This window comes from Klebsiella sp., from assembly GCF_027492335.1.
GTDB lineage: Bacteria > Pseudomonadota > Gammaproteobacteria > Enterobacterales > Enterobacteriaceae > Klebsiella > Klebsiella huaxiensis.
This window is the reverse complement of the sequence record NZ_JAPUEW010000027.1, coordinates 46,881-62,675: the sequence shown is the minus strand read 5'-3', so window position 1 is coordinate 62,675 and position 15,795 is coordinate 46,881. Positions and strand designations below refer to the sequence as shown.

At 50.2% G+C, this 15,795-nt stretch carries 12 protein-coding genes; 5 read left to right on the top strand and 7 right to left on the bottom strand.

Annotated elements, in window-relative coordinates:
- Positions 1-76: 76 nt before the first annotated feature.
- From QVF11_RS08865 to ftsP, 4 genes are all read left to right on the top strand, one after another.
- Positions 77-946: an AraC family transcriptional regulator gene (locus QVF11_RS08865; protein ID WP_142514374.1), complete on the top strand. Its 870-nt coding sequence runs from the start codon at positions 77-79 to the stop codon at positions 944-946.
- A 122-nt stretch (positions 947-1,068) separates the two neighbouring features.
- Positions 1,069-3,327 carry a DNA topoisomerase IV subunit A gene (gene parC / locus QVF11_RS08860; protein ID WP_287856395.1) on the top strand — a complete coding sequence of 753 codons (2,259 nt, stop codon included), beginning with the start codon at positions 1,069-1,071 and terminating at the stop codon, positions 3,325-3,327.
- 196 nt (positions 3,328-3,523) lie between these two features.
- The gene (plsC, locus tag QVF11_RS08855) at positions 3,524-4,261 is read left to right on the top strand and encodes a 1-acylglycerol-3-phosphate O-acyltransferase (RefSeq protein WP_112213717.1); all 738 of its coding nucleotides are present in this window, start codon (positions 3,524-3,526) and stop codon (positions 4,259-4,261) included.
- Between the two features lie 84 nt (positions 4,262-4,345).
- Positions 4,346-5,758 carry a cell division protein FtsP gene (gene ftsP, locus QVF11_RS08850; protein ID WP_287856393.1) on the top strand — a complete coding sequence of 471 codons (1,413 nt, stop codon included), beginning with the start codon at positions 4,346-4,348 and terminating at the stop codon, positions 5,756-5,758.
- 48 nt (positions 5,759-5,806) lie between these two features.
- Here ftsP and QVF11_RS08845 read toward each other — a convergent pair whose 3' ends face one another.
- The 7 genes from QVF11_RS08845 to QVF11_RS08815 all read right to left on the bottom strand — a co-directional run bounded on the left by QVF11_RS08845 (position 5,807) and on the right by QVF11_RS08815 (position 13,317).
- A complete protein-coding gene (locus QVF11_RS08845; RefSeq protein WP_142514377.1) occupies positions 5,807-7,114 on the bottom strand; it encodes a TRAP transporter large permease in 1,308 nt (435 codons plus the stop codon).
- 10 nt (positions 7,115-7,124) lie between these two features.
- On the bottom strand, positions 7,125-7,607 hold the full coding sequence (locus QVF11_RS08840; protein WP_112213720.1) for a TRAP transporter small permease: 483 nt from the start codon (positions 7,605-7,607) through the stop codon (positions 7,125-7,127).
- A gap of 40 nt (positions 7,608-7,647) precedes the next feature.
- Entirely contained in the window at positions 7,648-8,631 is a 984-nt protein-coding gene (locus QVF11_RS08835; RefSeq protein ID WP_112213721.1) for a TRAP transporter substrate-binding protein, read from the bottom strand.
- A gap of 70 nt (positions 8,632-8,701) precedes the next feature.
- Positions 8,702-9,712 (bottom strand): Ldh family oxidoreductase, encoded by a 1,011-nt coding sequence (locus QVF11_RS08830; protein ID WP_112213722.1) that lies wholly within the window; start codon positions 9,710-9,712, stop codon positions 8,702-8,704.
- 10 nt (positions 9,713-9,722) lie between these two features.
- Complete coding sequence (locus tag QVF11_RS08825; RefSeq protein WP_287856389.1) at positions 9,723-10,739, bottom strand: zinc-binding alcohol dehydrogenase family protein; 1,017 nt, start codon at positions 10,737-10,739, stop codon at positions 9,723-9,725.
- Positions 10,739-12,208 (bottom strand): mannitol dehydrogenase family protein, encoded by a 1,470-nt coding sequence (locus QVF11_RS08820; RefSeq protein WP_112213724.1) that lies wholly within the window; start codon positions 12,206-12,208, stop codon positions 10,739-10,741. Before QVF11_RS08820 ends, QVF11_RS08825 begins: the two co-directional genes overlap by 1 nt.
- Before the next feature lie 359 nt (positions 12,209-12,567).
- Positions 12,568-13,317, bottom strand: a complete 750-nt coding sequence (locus tag QVF11_RS08815; protein ID WP_112213725.1) for an FCD domain-containing protein — start codon at positions 13,315-13,317, stop codon at positions 12,568-12,570.
- Positions 13,318-13,629: 312 nt separating this feature from the next.
- Between QVF11_RS08815 and QVF11_RS08810 the strand changes: the two genes are divergently transcribed.
- A complete protein-coding gene (locus tag QVF11_RS08810; protein ID WP_287856386.1) occupies positions 13,630-15,792 on the top strand; it encodes a YgiQ family radical SAM protein in 2,163 nt (720 codons plus the stop codon).
- Positions 15,793-15,795 lie beyond the last annotated feature (3 nt).

Genomic DNA, 15,795 nt, shown 5'->3' with positions numbered 1-15,795 from the left:
TTCCAGAATACATTCAGCAAGATCGGTCAGGAACCGCACACCTCGCTCTGTCAGAGTATGTTTCCGGGAGGATGCGATGAACGATACTCATGTAAGCCCGGCCTATGCCGGGCGTTTTCAGCAAGTGTGCTTGTATATTGAACGTCATCTGGACAAGCCTCTATCGCTGGAGACGCTCAGTGCGATAGCCCACAGCTCGCCTTATCATTTTCACCGGCAATTCAGTGCATATAGCGGGGTACCGCTATATCGCTATATCCAGTGGCTACGACTGCGTCGCGCCTGTTGGCGGCTGGCGTTTAATCCACAGGAAAAAATCATCGATATTGCCCTTGATGCGGGGTTTCAAAACCCGGAGTCGTTCAGCCGCGCCTTCCGCAGCGCGTTCGCGCAAAGCCCCAGCCAGTTTCGCCAACAGCCGGACTGGCGGGAATGGCATCGACGTGTGCCGAAACATACGCTACAGGAGCAATACCCGATGGATGTTAACATAATCCAGCTACCCACCACTCAGGTCGCGATGCTGCGGCACCGCGGCAGCCCTGATTTAGTCAATGAGACTGCCGGGAAGTTTATCGCCTGGCGTAAGGTGAGCGGCTTGTCCCCGGTCGCCAGCTGCGAGACCTGGGGAGTTTCATGGGATGACCCCGCCGCGACACCGGCTGAAGATTTTCGTTTCGATATTTGCGGTACGGTCAATCAGCCGGTACCGGAAAACGCTTTTGGCGTGGTGAACGGAGAAATTCCCGGCGGACGCTGCGCGGTTGTGCGTCATCACGGCTCGCTGGATACGCTCGCGCAGAGTATTTGGTTTCTTTATCGCGATTGGTTGCCCGCTTCGGGTGAGTCGCTACGTGATTTTCCGGTTTTCTTTCGCTACCTCAATTTTGTGCATGAGGTGGGGGAGCATGAGCTGCAGACGGACGTTTATCTGCCGCTGAACTGAAGGATGATCGCTGAATTCCTCAACTGGCCTAACGCCCTGTGACTCAGGGCGTTAGATAAGGTATTATCGCCGGTAGTTTTGCCGTCCGAACGGCCGGTATGCAGATTGAGGATCCACGATTAATGAGCGATATGGCAGAGCGCCTTGCGCTGCATGAATTTACGGAAAACGCTTACCTGAACTATTCCATGTACGTCATCATGGACAGGGCGTTACCGTTTATTGGCGATGGCCTGAAACCGGTCCAGCGTCGCATCGTCTATGCGATGTCTGAACTGGGGCTGAACGCCAGCGCAAAGTTTAAAAAGTCCGCCCGTACCGTCGGCGACGTGCTGGGTAAATATCATCCGCACGGCGATAGCGCATGCTATGAAGCGATGGTGCTGATGGCTCAGCCGTTCTCTTACCGCTACCCGCTAGTAGACGGCCAAGGGAACTGGGGCGCGCCGGACGATCCGAAATCCTTCGCCGCGATGCGTTATACCGAATCCCGTTTGTCGAAGTATGCTGAATTGCTACTGAGCGAACTGGGGCAGGGCACCGTTGACTGGGTACCAAACTTCGACGGCACCATGCAGGAGCCGAAAATGCTGCCTGCGCGTTTGCCGAACATTCTGCTGAACGGCACGACCGGCATTGCCGTCGGGATGGCGACGGATATTCCGCCGCATAACCTGCGCGAAGTGGCCAGGGCGGCGATCACCCTGATTGAAAAACCGCAGACCTCGCTGGATGAGCTGCTGGATATTGTGCAGGGCCCGGATTACCCGACCGAAGCGGAAATCATTACTCCGCGTGCCGAGATCCGTAAAATCTACCAGAACGGCCGTGGTTCTGTGCGCATGCGTGCGGTGTGGACCAAAGAGGACGGCGCTGTGGTGATTAGCGCCCTGCCGCACCAGGTCTCTGGCGCAAAAGTGCTGGAGCAAATCGCCGCCCAGATGCGCAATAAGAAGCTGCCGATGGTCGATGACCTGCGCGACGAATCGGATCATGAAAACCCGACCCGTCTGGTGATCGTCCCGCGCTCCAACCGCGTAGATATGGAGCAGGTAATGAATCACCTGTTCGCGACGACCGATCTGGAAAAGAGCTATCGTATCAACCTGAATATGATAGGCCTGGATAACCGTCCGGCGGTGAAAAACCTGCTGGAAATCCTTTCTGAATGGCTGACCTTCCGTCGCGATACTGTGCGGCGTCGTCTGAGCTACCGTCTGGAGAAAGTCCTCAAGCGCCTGCATATCCTTGAAGGTTTGCTGGTAGCGTTCCTGAATATCGATGAAGTTATCGAAATTATCCGCCATGAAGATGAACCAAAGCCGGCCCTGATGTCGCGCTTCGGCATTAGCGAAACTCAGGCGGAAGCGATTCTGGAGTTAAAACTGCGTCATCTCGCCAAGCTGGAAGAGATGAAGATTCGCGGTGAGCAGAACGAGCTGGAAAAAGAACGCGACCACCTGCAGTCTATTCTGGCCTCTGAACGTAAGATGAATAACCTGCTGAAGAAAGAGCTGCAGGCCGATGCCGACGCCTTTGGCGACGAGCGTCGCTCGCCGCTACGCGAGCGTGAAGAAGCGAAGGCGATGAGCGAGCATGACATGCTGCCATCAGAGCCAGTGACTATCGTACTGTCGCAGAGCGGTTGGGTGCGTAGCGCCAAAGGTCATGATATCGACGCGCCGGGGCTGAACTATAAAGCCGGTGATAGCTTTAAATCGGCAGTGAAAGGCAAAAGTAATCAACCAGTGGTGTTTATTGATACCACCGGGCGCAGCTATGCAGTTGACCCTATCACCTTGCCATCCGCACGTGGTCAGGGTGAGCCGCTCACCGGCAAGCTGACGCTGCCGCCGGGCGCGACGGTTGAACATATGCTGATGGAGTCCGATGAGCAGAAGCTGCTGATGGCTTCCGATGCAGGCTACGGTTTCATTTGTACCTTTAACGACCTGGTCGCCCGCAACCGCGTCGGTAAGACGTTGATTAGCCTTCCGGATAACGCACGCGTGATGCCGCCGCTGGTTATTGAGGATGAATCCGATATGCTGCTGGCCATCACTGCTGCCGGGCGTATGCTGATGTTCCCGGTCAGCGATTTGCCGCAGTTGTCGAAAGGTAAAGGTAACAAGATTATCAATATTCCGTCGGCAGAAGCGGCTTCCGGTCAGGATAGCCTGGCGCATCTGTTTGTTCTGCCGCCGCAAAGTACGCTGACTATTCATGTCGGTAAGCGGAAAATTAAACTGCGTCCGGAAGAACTGCAGAAAGTTACCGGCGAGCGCGGTCGTCGCGGTTCTCTGATGCGCGGACTGCAGAAAATTGACCGGGTGGACATTGATTCACCGCGTCGCCCTTCAACAGGCGACAGCGAAGAGTAGAGTAAAGTGAGCCTTCCTCGCGGTTAAGTGAGGAAGGCGAATATTTGCCGCAAAATCGTTGTTTATTCAGGCATTGCGATTAACAATATCCACAAAATCATTCAAGATGCTCAATGCGCTTTGCCATGATTTCCGGTGCCTGCAATCTGCGAAACAGCGAGTATAATTCTAAGCGGTTTGGGTTTTAGAGGTAGCTATGCTATTTATTTTTCGACTAATTATCGTTGTCATCTATTGTCTTCTGGTCTCCATATTCGGCTGTATTTACTGTCTGTTCAGTCCGCGTAATCCTAAACATGTTGCGACCTTCGGCCATCTGTTTGGCAAGCTATCGCCGGTGTTCGGCCTGAAGGTAGAGCTGCGTAAGCCTGCGGATGCGGAAAGCTACGGCAAGGCCATCTATATCGCTAACCACCAGAACAATTATGATATGGTGACGGCATCGAAAATCGTGCAGCCGCCGACGGTAACCGTGGGTAAAAAGAGCCTGGCTTGGATCCCGTTTTTCGGTCAGCTCTACTGGCTGACGGGGAATCTGCTGATTGACCGTAACAACCGCGCGAAAGCGCACGGCACCATCGCGGAAGTCGTGAACGCGTTTAAAGAACGTAACGTCTCTTTCTGGATGTTCCCGGAAGGGACCCGCAGCCGTGGTCGTGGCCTGCTGCCTTTTAAAACCGGTGCCTTTCATGCGGCGATTGCTGCTGGTGTGCCGATTATTCCAGTGTGCGTGTCCAATACATCGAATAAGATTAACCTCAATCGCCTGAACAATGGTCTGGTGATTGTAGAAATGCTGCCGCCGGTTGATACCAGCCAGTACGGGAAAGATGGCGTTCGCGCGCTGGCGACGCACTGTCGCGAGCTGATGGCCGCCAAAATTGCCGAGCTGGACAAAGAAGTTGCTGAGCGCGAAGCAGCAGGAAAGAAATAACACAGGAAACGCCGCGAATAGCAGGCGTATTGCTGGCGGGAAACGAATTCCCTTATTGATTAGTCAGTATCTCACGGAGTTAATATGTCACTCAGTCGGCGTCAGTTTATTAAGGCTTCAGGCGTTGCGCTGTGCGCAGGCGCTGCGCCACTGAAGGCACAGGCCGCTGGCCAACAGCCTGCGTTGCCGATCCCTCCGCTGCTGGAGTCCCGGCGCGGTCAGCCGCTGTTTTTGACTCTCCAACGTGCGCACTGGTCGTTCACACCCGGCACCCGTGCGTCGGTATGGGGAATCAACGGTCGCTATATGGGGCCGACCATTCGCGTCTGGAATGGCGACGACGTGAAACTGATTTACAGCAACCGGTTAACGGAAAACGTCGCGATGACGATCCGTGGCCTGCAGGTTCCAGGACCGCTAATTGGTGGCGCGGCGCGCATGATGTCTGCCAACGCCGACTGGGCTCCGGTACTGCCGATCCGCCAAAGCGCGGCGACGCTGTGGTATCAAGCCAACACGCCAAATCATATGGCGAAACAGGTCTACAACGGCCTCGCCGGGATGTGGCTGGTGGAAGATGACGTCAGTAAAAACCTGCCGATCCCTAATCACTATGGCGTTGATGATTTCCCGGTGATTATCCAGGACAAGCGTCTGGATAACTTTGGTACGCCGGAATACAGTGAACCCGGCAGCGGCGGCTTTGTCGGCGATACGCTGTTGGTAAACGGCGTGCAAGGTCCGTTTGTTGAGGTATCGCGCGGCTGGGTACGGTTGCGCTTGCTGAATGCTTCCAACTCTCGCCGTTATCAGCTACAGATGAGCGACGGCCGTTTGCTGCACGTTATCTCTGGCGATCAGGGGCTGCTCCCCGCACCGGTTTCGCTCAAGCAGCTGTCGCTGGCTCCCGGCGAGCGGCGAGAAATTCTGGTCGATATGACCAACGGCGATGAAGTGTCGATTACCTGTGGTGAAGCGGCAAGCATCGTTGATCGTATTCGCGGCTTCTTCGAGCCGTCGAGTATCCTGATTTCTACACTTATCCTGACCCTGCGCCCGACAGGCCTGCTGCCGCTGGTGACCGATAGTTTGCCGGTGCGTTTGCTACCAACGGAAATTCTGGCCGGTGCGCCGAGTCGCAGCCGAGACATTAGCCTGGGCGACGATCCGGGCATTAACGGCCAGCTGTGGGATCCGCAGCGTATCGATATTACCGCGCAGCAGGGAACCTGGGAGCGCTGGACGGTCCGTGCCGACCGCCCGCAGTCGTTCCATATTGAAGGCGTGATGTTCCAGGTGCGTAACGTCAACGGCTCTGCGCCGTTCCCGGAAGATCGCGGCTGGAAAGATACCGTTTGGGTCGATGGGCAGGTTGAGTTGTTGGTCTATTACAATCAGCCTTCCTGGCCACACTTCCCGTTCCAGTACTTAAGCCAGACGCTGGAGTTAGCCGACCGCGGCTCAATTGGCCAGATTCTGGTGAATCCGGCGCCTTAAAATATCACATCGAAACGGGCCTGATACGATCGGGCCCGGATACGGTTATTAAGACGGTGCAAACAGAGTGGGCAGCATTAAGCTCACCTGCGGGAAGTAACAGATAATAGCCATAACAACAAATAGCGCCAGAAACATGGGCAGCAGTGGCTTTATCACCCGATCAATGCTCACTTTTCCGATACTGCACCCGACAAACAGAATGGTGCCTACCGGTGGAGTACAAAGCCCAATCGTTAAGTTAAATACCATGATGATGCCAAAGTGAATTGGATCTATCCCCAGGTGTTGTGCTATGGGTAAGAATATTGGAGTAAATATCAATATCGCTGGCGTTATATCCATAAAAGTACCGACGAAGAGTAAAATTATATTAATAATAAATAATATTACCCATTTATTCTCTGACATACTGGTAATCATTTCATTAATGAACTCAGGAATGTCAGCATTCGTCATTGCCCACGACATTCCCATCGAACAACCAACCAGCAACAACACAATGGAACTGGTAACAACAGAATCCAGAAGTATGCTGTGAATTTTTTTGAAATTAATTTCTTTATATATTATTGCTAATGCCAAACTATAGATAACCGCTACTGCTGAAGCTTCAGTTGGCGTAAATACGCCAAAAATGATACCGCCAATAATAATGAAAATGAGAAGTAAGCTGGGTATTGAATCGCGGAACACGGTCAAGAACTGGTGTCGGTTAATCCTTTCGGCAACAGGATAATGATGGCGACGCGCGTGTAGTGCAGCCACCGCCATCAATGCCAGTGCGGTAAGAATGCCAGGAATATAACCTGCCAGAAATAAAGCAGCAACTGAGGTGCCGCCGCTCGCCAGAGAGTAAACAATGAGTACGTTACTAGGTGGGATCATCAGGCCTATTGGGGCTGAGGCGACATTAACCGCTGCAGAGAAAGCCGGGTCATAGCCTTCTTTTTCCTGTAGAGGCGACATGATACCCCCTACCGCCGCAGCTGAGGCGACTGCCGAACCGGATATAGCACCGAATAATGTATTAGCCAGGATATTACAATGGGCCAGCGAGCCGGGAAGACGACCAACAAGAGCCTGTGCCAGGTTAACCAGCCGTCTGGCTATTCCCCCGGTATTCATAATATTCCCAGCTAATACAAAGAATGGAATTGCCAATAACGTAAAACCATCAAGGCCCACGGTCATTTTCTGTGAAATGACGGAAATTGCAGCATCAGGAGGTAAAGAAATAATGATTGAAAACAATGAAGAAAGGCCAATGGCAAATGTAATAGGCACTCCAATGGCCAACATTGCGACAAAACTACCAAATAAAACAATTATGGGGTAAATATATTCGAAGTCCATGCTTCCCTCATCAATGAGAATGCCGGTTATGATAATTTTCTACGATATTTGAAATAGTATAATAGAGCAGGATTACGCCGCTGATCGGCATGACCCAATACACCTTATCCATAGGCCATTTTAATACTGGCGATATCTGATTGACGTGAGATGCCTTTTCTACAACGATATTTCCACCGTAAATCATGAACGTAATGGCAAAAATCGCGATAACCATCTGGATGAAGCTATCAAGCCGTCGTGCAGTTGCTGGTGATACTTTCTGAGCCAATAAATCAATTGATAAATGCTTTTTAATACCCGCGGTATACACACCTCCAAGTAATATTATCCACATAAAAAGGATTTGAGTGATTTCATCGATCACCGTACTTGGCGAGTTAAATATAAATCGCGCGACGACTTGCCATGAGACACAGGCAACCATGATGGCTAAAATAGTACAGCAGCATCCAGCAAGTATTCTATTAAGGGAATTAGTTAGCGTTTGCATATAACATCCTGTAAAGGGCAGAAATAATCTGCCCATAGATTTACATATTTTCTACCTGATCCAGATCTTTGGCTGATTGTGCATCTTTAGCACGGAATTCATCGAAGAGTGGCTTAACGCGCTGTTTAAATTCTGACTTATCGACATCGACCACCGTGGCGTTCATTGCTTTTATTTTCTCGTAAGCTTCTTTTTCTGCTGCCGGCCAAATAACATCTTTCATTTGCAGCATCGACTCATCTGCCGCTTTGTATAAGGCTTCACGATTTTTATCACTCAATGTGCTGAGTACCTGGGTACTCACGACTAAAACATCAGGTACCATGGTGTGCTCATCCCGTGAATAAACTTTCGCGACTTCAGCGTGGCGCATATCGGCATATACGACGGTGCTATTTTCGCCACCATCAACCACACCTTGCTGGAGCGCGGTGTATAATTCACCCTGTGCCATTGGTGTCGCAACACCACCCAATGCCTTAACCATTGCAATCGCGCTTGGACTGGATTGAACGCGGATTTTCATGCCAGCCAGGTCAGCTGGTTTGGTGATGGGCTTGTTGGCGTAAAGGCTTCTGGCACCGCCATCATAATAGGTCAGGCCGATAAAACCTTTATTTTCAGACGATTTTAAAATTCTTTTCCCCAGATCGCTTTGCAGCACCCGATAGTAATGATCGCGATCTTTGAATAAAAAAGGAAGACTAAACAGACTATACTCAGAAGCAAAAGATTCCAGTGATGCAGCGTTGACTTTTACCATTTGCAGGGCGCCCGAGTTCATCAACTCAAGGGATTCTCTCTCATTACCGAGAGTTGCATTTGGGTAGATACGGATAACTAAATCACCATCGGAGTATTCTTTTGTTTTTTCTGCTAAATAGCTCATGGCCTTATGCACAGCATGACTTTTGTCCTGATTGTGGCTGAGTTTAAGCGTGGTTTTGGCCAATGCAGAGTTCGAGATTAATATACAGCTGACGAGTAGCATTACGGATTTTTTTAACAGGCCAGAGGTTTTCATATGATATCCTTATTAATATTTTTAATAAAAGCGATGGGGCACCATCGCTTTCTGCCGATATTTTCTCTTTTTAATTTCCAGACAAATATTGATAAATGCCGGACGCAACCGGGATCCCATTCTGCTGGCATTTTTCTTTATACATCATCTGCGGATCGTTAGGGGCTAAAACTTTTTCAACGCCAGGGACCGGTTTGACCCTGCGCAGTTCAGTAACCATCTGCGCCATTTTTTTAGCAAACTCATTATTGCCTAATGTTGCTGGGTCAATGACGATGATTAAACTGGCGAGTTTGCGCATTTTTTCATAATCACCGTACATTCGTACAATATGATTACCAAAGCTTGCGCCCATTAATATCCCGGTCAATGCATCTATCGCTAGTGCAATGCCTGAACCTTTATGTCCGCCAAAGGGGAGTAAATTTTCAATTTTATGCGGGTCGGTTGTAACGTTGCCGTCTTTATCAATGGCCAGGCCTTCAGCAATAGGCTTGCCCGTTTCTTTGGCATGTAAAATTTTACCAAAAGCCGTTGCGCTGGTGGCCATATCGACGATCATCGGATAGCTATTCTCGACCGGAAACCCGAATGCGATAGGGTTTGTGCCGATAAAGCGTTCCGCACCGCCATGAGGCGCGACGCAGGTATCCGTTTGAGTCATGATGATGGCAATCATTCCCTGCCTGGCCACTCTCTCGGCGAAGTAGGATAAGGCGCCACAATGAGAGGTATTTTTGACGCCGACAAAACCCAGCCCGTGATTTTTCGCAAGCTGAATGGCATGATCGGTTGCGCCAATCAACGCGGAATGCCCCATACCGTCGTCTGAATTGAGAATAGCCACTGAGGGGGAAATTTGCTCAATGCTAAACTGCGCTTTTTTATTTAAACCACCTGCTTTTAACCGGGTGCAGTAATGCTCAACGCGCATGACGCCATGAGAATGCACACCTGTTATATCCGCATGCACCAATACATCTGTTACCTGCTGTGCGGTTGATTCATCAAGCCCGGCGGAAAATAGCTTAGCGTATACCAAAGATTTTAAATTCTCTTCTTTTACATATACTGTAGACATGTTAACCCCATTAAAAATTGATAACGCCTTTAACCATTTCTTTGTTTTCGACTACGTTTTTCTGGTAGTCATTACCTATGGTGAAAAAATCAAACTCGGTATTTTTCATCATGTCTTCATTGATTAATCCGGCACTCATTAATTGAATGACACATTCAAAATCTTCGCGTGTAGCGTTACGACTGCTGATTAGCGTGGTTTCTTTTTTATGGAAAGTGGGGTCATCCATAATAAGCTCGCCGATATATAGTCCAATAAATACGACCTTGCCACCGTGGCGAATGAGATTAATATCGTTGCTCATCGAGGATTTGTTACCCGTGGCGTCAAGTACCGTACAGGCAAGTTCACCGTTAAACAGGCGACGTAGTTCACTAATAAAATCCTCTGCCGTTGGGTCTAATGATTCGATGCCAATATTCTGGCTGACCAGCTGTCGGCGCTTGGCATCAATATCGGCAACGACGACCTTTGCGCCTTTGGCTTTAGCAATCGCTGAGGTGGCTAAACCAATGGGGCCAGCGCCGATGACCAGGATATTTTGTGCGGGCTGTATCTCTGCGCGACGAACGGCATGAGCCCCAATCGCGAAGCATTCCACCAGCGCGCCTGCGCTATCGCTTAACTGTTCGGGAAGTTCTACCAGGTTTTTCTCATGAACGGCCAGGTATTCGCTGAAACCGCCATCCTGGTGTACGCCATAAAGCGATACGTGTTCGCAGCAGTTGGTTTTTCCTTCTTTACATGCTGCGCATTGGTTGCACGGGATGCAGGGGATAACGGAATAGCGTTGACCGCTCTTTATGGTGGAGCACTCTTTTCCTGTCGAAATGGCTTCGCCGCAGATCTCATGCCCAAGTACTCTGGGATAGGAGAAAAAAGGCTGGCGTCCGGCGAAGGCATGAATATCGGTGCCGCATATCCCGACAGCTTTAATCTTTAATAACACTTCGTCGTTTTCTGGTACTGGTACTGGTCGTTCAATATATTCGATGCTACCAGGATTATGGCAAATTAAGGTTTTCATTAAGATTTTCCAGATAATAAATGTGCAATTGTTTCTTCGATACCCAATGAATCAATACGCGTAAAGGTGTTTTTAATTTCTTCGACAAAATCCGTATCGTTATTTAACTTGCCAAATATAGATTCGATTTGCAGCAAGGATAGCGCCTGCTGCCATGCCGAGTGCTGGCCGGATATGGCTTCTATAAACTGCGGTAATAGCGGGTCGCTAATATTCTGGTTGTCGTCAATGTTTTTTATTACATAGTGCAGCCAACCAGCAATTAATATTGAAAGCGCATGTGAATTTTTATTTTGTTGATGCAAAATTTTCCACGGCGTAAGGGCTCGCTGAGGAAGCTTTTGTGAGCCATCCATCGCTATTTGCGCTGTACGATGCTTCACATTGCGGTTGCTAAACCGTTCAATAAGCAAATCGGCATAGTTATCAAGAGAAATATTTAGCTGTGGATTTAATGTTTGCGCCTGCTCATCAATCATAAGCAGGCGGGTGGCGGCACGAAATTGCGGATCCTCCATGCATTGATAGATAAATTCGTAGCCCGCCAGGCTACCGTTGTAGGCCAGAAATGAGTGGCTGCCATTTAGCATCCGGAGTTTCATTTCTTCATAGGGTTGAACATCTGCAACAAACATTGCGCCCGCTTTATCCCAGTCAGGACGACCGCGAACAAAGTTGTCTTCAATGACCCATTGACGGAAATCCTCACAAACAATTCCGCAAGGGTCTGCATAGCCTGTTTTTTCTTGCAGCATGGCGAATTGTTGTTCGGTCATTGCCGGCACAATGCGATCTACCATGGTTCCTGGAAACGTCACCTTTTCTTCAATCCACTTTCCCAATTCGGCACTGAGGCGAGTGGCAAAGCCCGTTATCGCATTGCGGGTGAGATGCCCGTTGTCAGGAATGTTGTCGCAGGAGAGTACGCTGAAAGGAGGTAAACCGAGATCTTTACGCCGCTGCAGGGCGCAGACGATCAGTGCAATCGCTGATGTTGGCTGCTGTGGGTTCTCAAGATCCTTGATGATCAAGGGATTGGAGAAATCTAATGCCCGTGTCTGCGGATCGATGCAGTAACCTTTTTCCGTAATCGTCAGGGAGACGATTTTAACCTGCGGTTCAAGGAGTTTTTCTATTGCCGCTTCAATTCCGCTCGCCGGGGTATGGATCCCGCCAATCACAGAACGGACCAGGCGCGAAGTGTTTGCGGATGATGAGGTTTCCAGCACGCTAAACAGGCCTTCCTGATGGTTTAGTGTGTTGACCAAATCAGCAGTGCCAAAAAGATTTATTTCAAATATTCCCCACGCTTTTTCTGAAACCTGGTTGGTGAGATCGCTATAAATGGCCTGGTGACCCCGATGAAATGCCCCGAAGCCAATATGGATGATATCGGCCTGAAGATCTTCGCGTGGGTAGCTTGTCGCGGCATCGTACCGAGCTGTTGTTATATTTTCCTTTCCTGACATCGTGGTATCACTCTTGTGGTTGTCATTAAATTGCGTAGACCAATTTATGACAATCACTAGACCAAAAAAAGTGATTGAAGTCGCATAAATAGACAAGGGTAAGAATTAAGGGAAATATTAATATCACGAATTGTTGTAATTGAATGATTTTTATGAATTTATAACTAAGGGATTATTTTTGCAGTGACGAGAAGAGTATGAAATTTTTGATGTGTATGGCAGGTGGCTATACCAATATCTTCTAGATAATAGACCAATGATGAAGGTTGTAGACCAGGTTAGCTGGGGGAAAAAAGAGAGAAGTGCAGAGCAACAGGGAATGATCGGTGCAATGGTGATGCTCTGCAGGTAAGGTGATGCTAGGTGGCAAAGAAGAAATCATCAAAATCGCTAATAGAAGAGTCTTGCTTAAAGATTTTTATTAACTCGTTTTTACTGTTTTCCAGATGCTTCCAGGAAGCTTGCCTGGCCAGCTCAGCATCCTTTTGCTGAAGGGCAAGGAAAATGGCTCGATGATCCTCCAGCCACTGCATGCGCAGATGCTTTTCATGCAGGTACTTATAGTTAAGTTTTTTCCAGCGCGGGTTTTCGGTTCTTACCGCCCGCCACAGCTCTGCCGCTTGTTTAATTAACACTCTGTTCTGCGTCGATTCGGCAATAATGCTGTGGAACTGGTGATCTAAATCCTCAAACGTATCGCTTTCACCAGCGATTGCTTTTTCTTGTAACGCAATGATTTTCTTTAATTCAAGTAGTTCGTTGAAGCGAATTTGTGTGGCGGCAAAACCGGTAATGTTGCTCTCTATCACCTGGCGAGCCTGCAAAAGTTCGAAGGGGCCGATTTCAGAATAGGGCATCAATGATTTCTGATTTAACGCGTTTGAGTTATCAACAAAAAAGATCCCGGACCCCTGTTTGACTTCCAGCACGCCTTTAAGCTCCAGCATGATAATCGCATCACGGATGGTGGTGCGGCTGGTGTTGAATCGCTCGCTAAGCTCACGTTCAGAAGGCAAGCGTTCGCCGGATTTAAATACGCCGGAATAGAGTAATTCTTCGATCTGTAGACCAATATCGTAATAGCGGCGTTTTGTAATAACTTGTTCCATACTAAGCCTTATATGTAGTGCTCCTGGAGGACCAACCGCGCAGTCTGCGGCGGATATCCGACCGGGGGTACTCCTGTTCCCGTATGAGGTATGCCTGGTGTCTGGCATGAATAGTAGCGGCACTTGTTGGGAAACTGCCAGCTTTAAACCAACAACAATGACAAAATTTTATGTTTGACCTGGAGCGGAGATAAGCAATAGAAGCGAGAGACTTTTGTCCATCAATCTTCGACGCCCCTTCATTCTCCCATCGTTACGGCTTATAATCGCCGCCCTTTTGATTATTTTTTTATCATTTTCCCCGGAAGCAATATGAGCGCAATATCCCTGATCCAACCGGATCGTGACCTTTTCTCCTGGCCGCAGTACTGGGCTGCCTGTTTTGGCCCCGCGCCGTTTCTGCCGATGTCGCGAGAAGAGATGGACCAACTTGGCTGGGATAGCTGCGATATCATTCTCGTGACTGGTGACGCCTATGTCGATCATCCGAGCTTTGGGATGGCGATTTGTGGACGCATGCTGGAAGCGCAGGGCTTTAGGGTGGGGATTATTTCCCAGCCGGAGTGGAACAATAAAGATGACTTTATGCGTCTGGGTAAACCGAATCTGTTCTTCGGCGTAACCGCTGGCAACATGGACTCAATGATCAACCGCTATACCGCCGACCGTAAGCTGCGCCATGATGACGCCTATACGGCGGGCAACGTTGCTGGTAAGCGACCCGATCGCGCGACGCTGGTCTATACCCAACGCTGTAAAGAAGCCTGGAAGGATGTGCCGGTGATCCTCGGCGGGATTGAAGCCAGCCTGCGCCGCACTGCGCATTACGACTATTGGTCTGACACCGTGCGTCGTTCGGTTCTGGTGGATTCGAAAGCCGATATGCTGATGTTCGGCAACGGCGAGCGTCCGCTGGTGGAAGTGGCGCACCGCCTGGCGGCGGGCGAGCCTATCGGGCATATCCGCGATGTGCGTAATACCGCCATCATGGTAAAAGAAGCGCTGCCGGGCTGGAGTGGGGTGGATTCCACGCGCCTGGATACGCCGGGCAAAATCGACCCGATTCCGCATCCTTACGGTGAAGACCTGCCGTGCGCCGATAACAAAACCGTCGCGCCGCCAAAACAGGAAGCGAAGCGCGTTACCGTCCAGCCACCGCGTCCAAAGCCGTGGGAGAAAACCTACGTCCTTCTGCCGTCCTTCGAGAAAGTCAAAGGCGACAAAGTTCTCTACGCGCATGCCTCACGTATTCTGCATCATGAGACCAACCCAGGCTGCGCCCGCGCGCTGATGCAGAAACACGGCGAGCGCTATATCTGGATTAACCCGCCCGCCATTCCGCTCTCAACCGAAGAGATGGATAGTGTTTTTGCTCTGCCGTATAAGCGTATTCCGCATCCGGCATACGGCGATGCGCGCATCCCGGCCTACGAGATGATCCGCTTCTCGATTAACATTATGCGCGGCTGCTTTGGCGGCTGTTCATTCTGCTCCATTACCGAGCACGAAGGGCGCATTATTCAGAGCCGTTCCGAAGATTCGATCATTAATGAAATCGAAGCTATTCGCGACACAGTTCCTGGTTTTACTGGCATTATCTCTGATCTTGGTGGCCCGACGGCCAACATGTATATGCTGCGCTGCAAGTCACCGCGCGCGGAGCAGACCTGTCGCCGCCTGTCCTGTGTGTATCCCGATATTTGCCCACATATGGATACCAACCACGAGCCGACAATTAACCTTTATCGTCGCGCCCGCGATCTTAAGGGTATCAAAAAGATCCTTATCGCTTCCGGCGTGCGTTATGACATCGCCGTTGAAGACCCGCGTTATATCAAAGAGCTGGCGACCCACCACGTTGGTGGCTATCTGAAGATTGCTCCGGAACACACTGAAGAAGGGCCTCTGTCGAAGATGATGAAGCCGGGTATGGGTAGCTACGACCGCTTCAAAGAGCTGTTTGATACCTATTCGAAGCAGGCGGGCAAAGAGCAGTATCTGATTCCGTACTTTATCTCTGCGCACCCTGGTACGCGTGATGAAGATATGGTGAACCTGGCGCTGTGGCTGAAGCAGCATCGTTTCCGTCTGGATCAGGTGCAGAACTTCTATCCGTCGCCGCTGGCGAACTCGACCACCATGTATTACACCGGCAAGAACCCGCTGGGTAAGATTGGCTATAAGAGTGAAGACGTGGTGGTGCCGAAAGGCGACAAACAGCGTCGTCTGCATAAGGCATTGCTGCGCTATCACGATCCGGCTAACTGGCCGCTGATCCGTCAGGCGCTGGAAGCCATGGGCAAGAAGCACCTGATTGGCAGCCGCCGCGATTGCCTGGTGCCTGCGCCGACGCTGGACGAGATGCGTGAAGCACGTCGCCAGAATCGCAATACCCGCCCGGCGCTGACCAAGCATACGCCGGTGGCGCATCAGCGTCAGACGCCTGCAAGTCATAAAAAGCGCGTGAAGGGATAATCT

What these genes read in the sequence shown, in the direction of transcription:
- QVF11_RS08865 (WP_142514374.1), top strand. Translation starts at nt 77, where the DNA reads ATGAACGATACTCATGTAAGCCCGGCCTATGCCGGGCGTTTTCAGCAA.
- parC (WP_287856395.1), top strand. Translation starts at nt 1,069, where the DNA reads ATGAGCGATATGGCAGAGCGCCTTGCGCTGCATGAATTTACGGAAAAC.
- plsC (WP_112213717.1), top strand. Translation starts at nt 3,524, where the DNA reads ATGCTATTTATTTTTCGACTAATTATCGTTGTCATCTATTGTCTTCTG.
- ftsP (WP_287856393.1), top strand. Translation starts at nt 4,346, where the DNA reads ATGTCACTCAGTCGGCGTCAGTTTATTAAGGCTTCAGGCGTTGCGCTG.
- QVF11_RS08845 (WP_142514377.1), bottom strand. Translation starts at nt 7,114, where the DNA reads ATGGACTTCGAATATATTTACCCCATAATTGTTTTATTTGGTAGTTTT.
- QVF11_RS08840 (WP_112213720.1), bottom strand. Translation starts at nt 7,607, where the DNA reads ATGCAAACGCTAACTAATTCCCTTAATAGAATACTTGCTGGATGCTGC.
- QVF11_RS08835 (WP_112213721.1), bottom strand. Translation starts at nt 8,631, where the DNA reads ATGAAAACCTCTGGCCTGTTAAAAAAATCCGTAATGCTACTCGTCAGC.
- QVF11_RS08830 (WP_112213722.1), bottom strand. Translation starts at nt 9,712, where the DNA reads ATGTCTACAGTATATGTAAAAGAAGAGAATTTAAAATCTTTGGTATAC.
- QVF11_RS08825 (WP_287856389.1), bottom strand. Translation starts at nt 10,739, where the DNA reads ATGAAAACCTTAATTTGCCATAATCCTGGTAGCATCGAATATATTGAA.
- QVF11_RS08820 (WP_112213724.1), bottom strand. Translation starts at nt 12,208, where the DNA reads ATGTCAGGAAAGGAAAATATAACAACAGCTCGGTACGATGCCGCGACA.
- QVF11_RS08815 (WP_112213725.1), bottom strand. Translation starts at nt 13,317, where the DNA reads ATGGAACAAGTTATTACAAAACGCCGCTATTACGATATTGGTCTACAG.
- QVF11_RS08810 (WP_287856386.1), top strand. Translation starts at nt 13,630, where the DNA reads ATGAGCGCAATATCCCTGATCCAACCGGATCGTGACCTTTTCTCCTGG.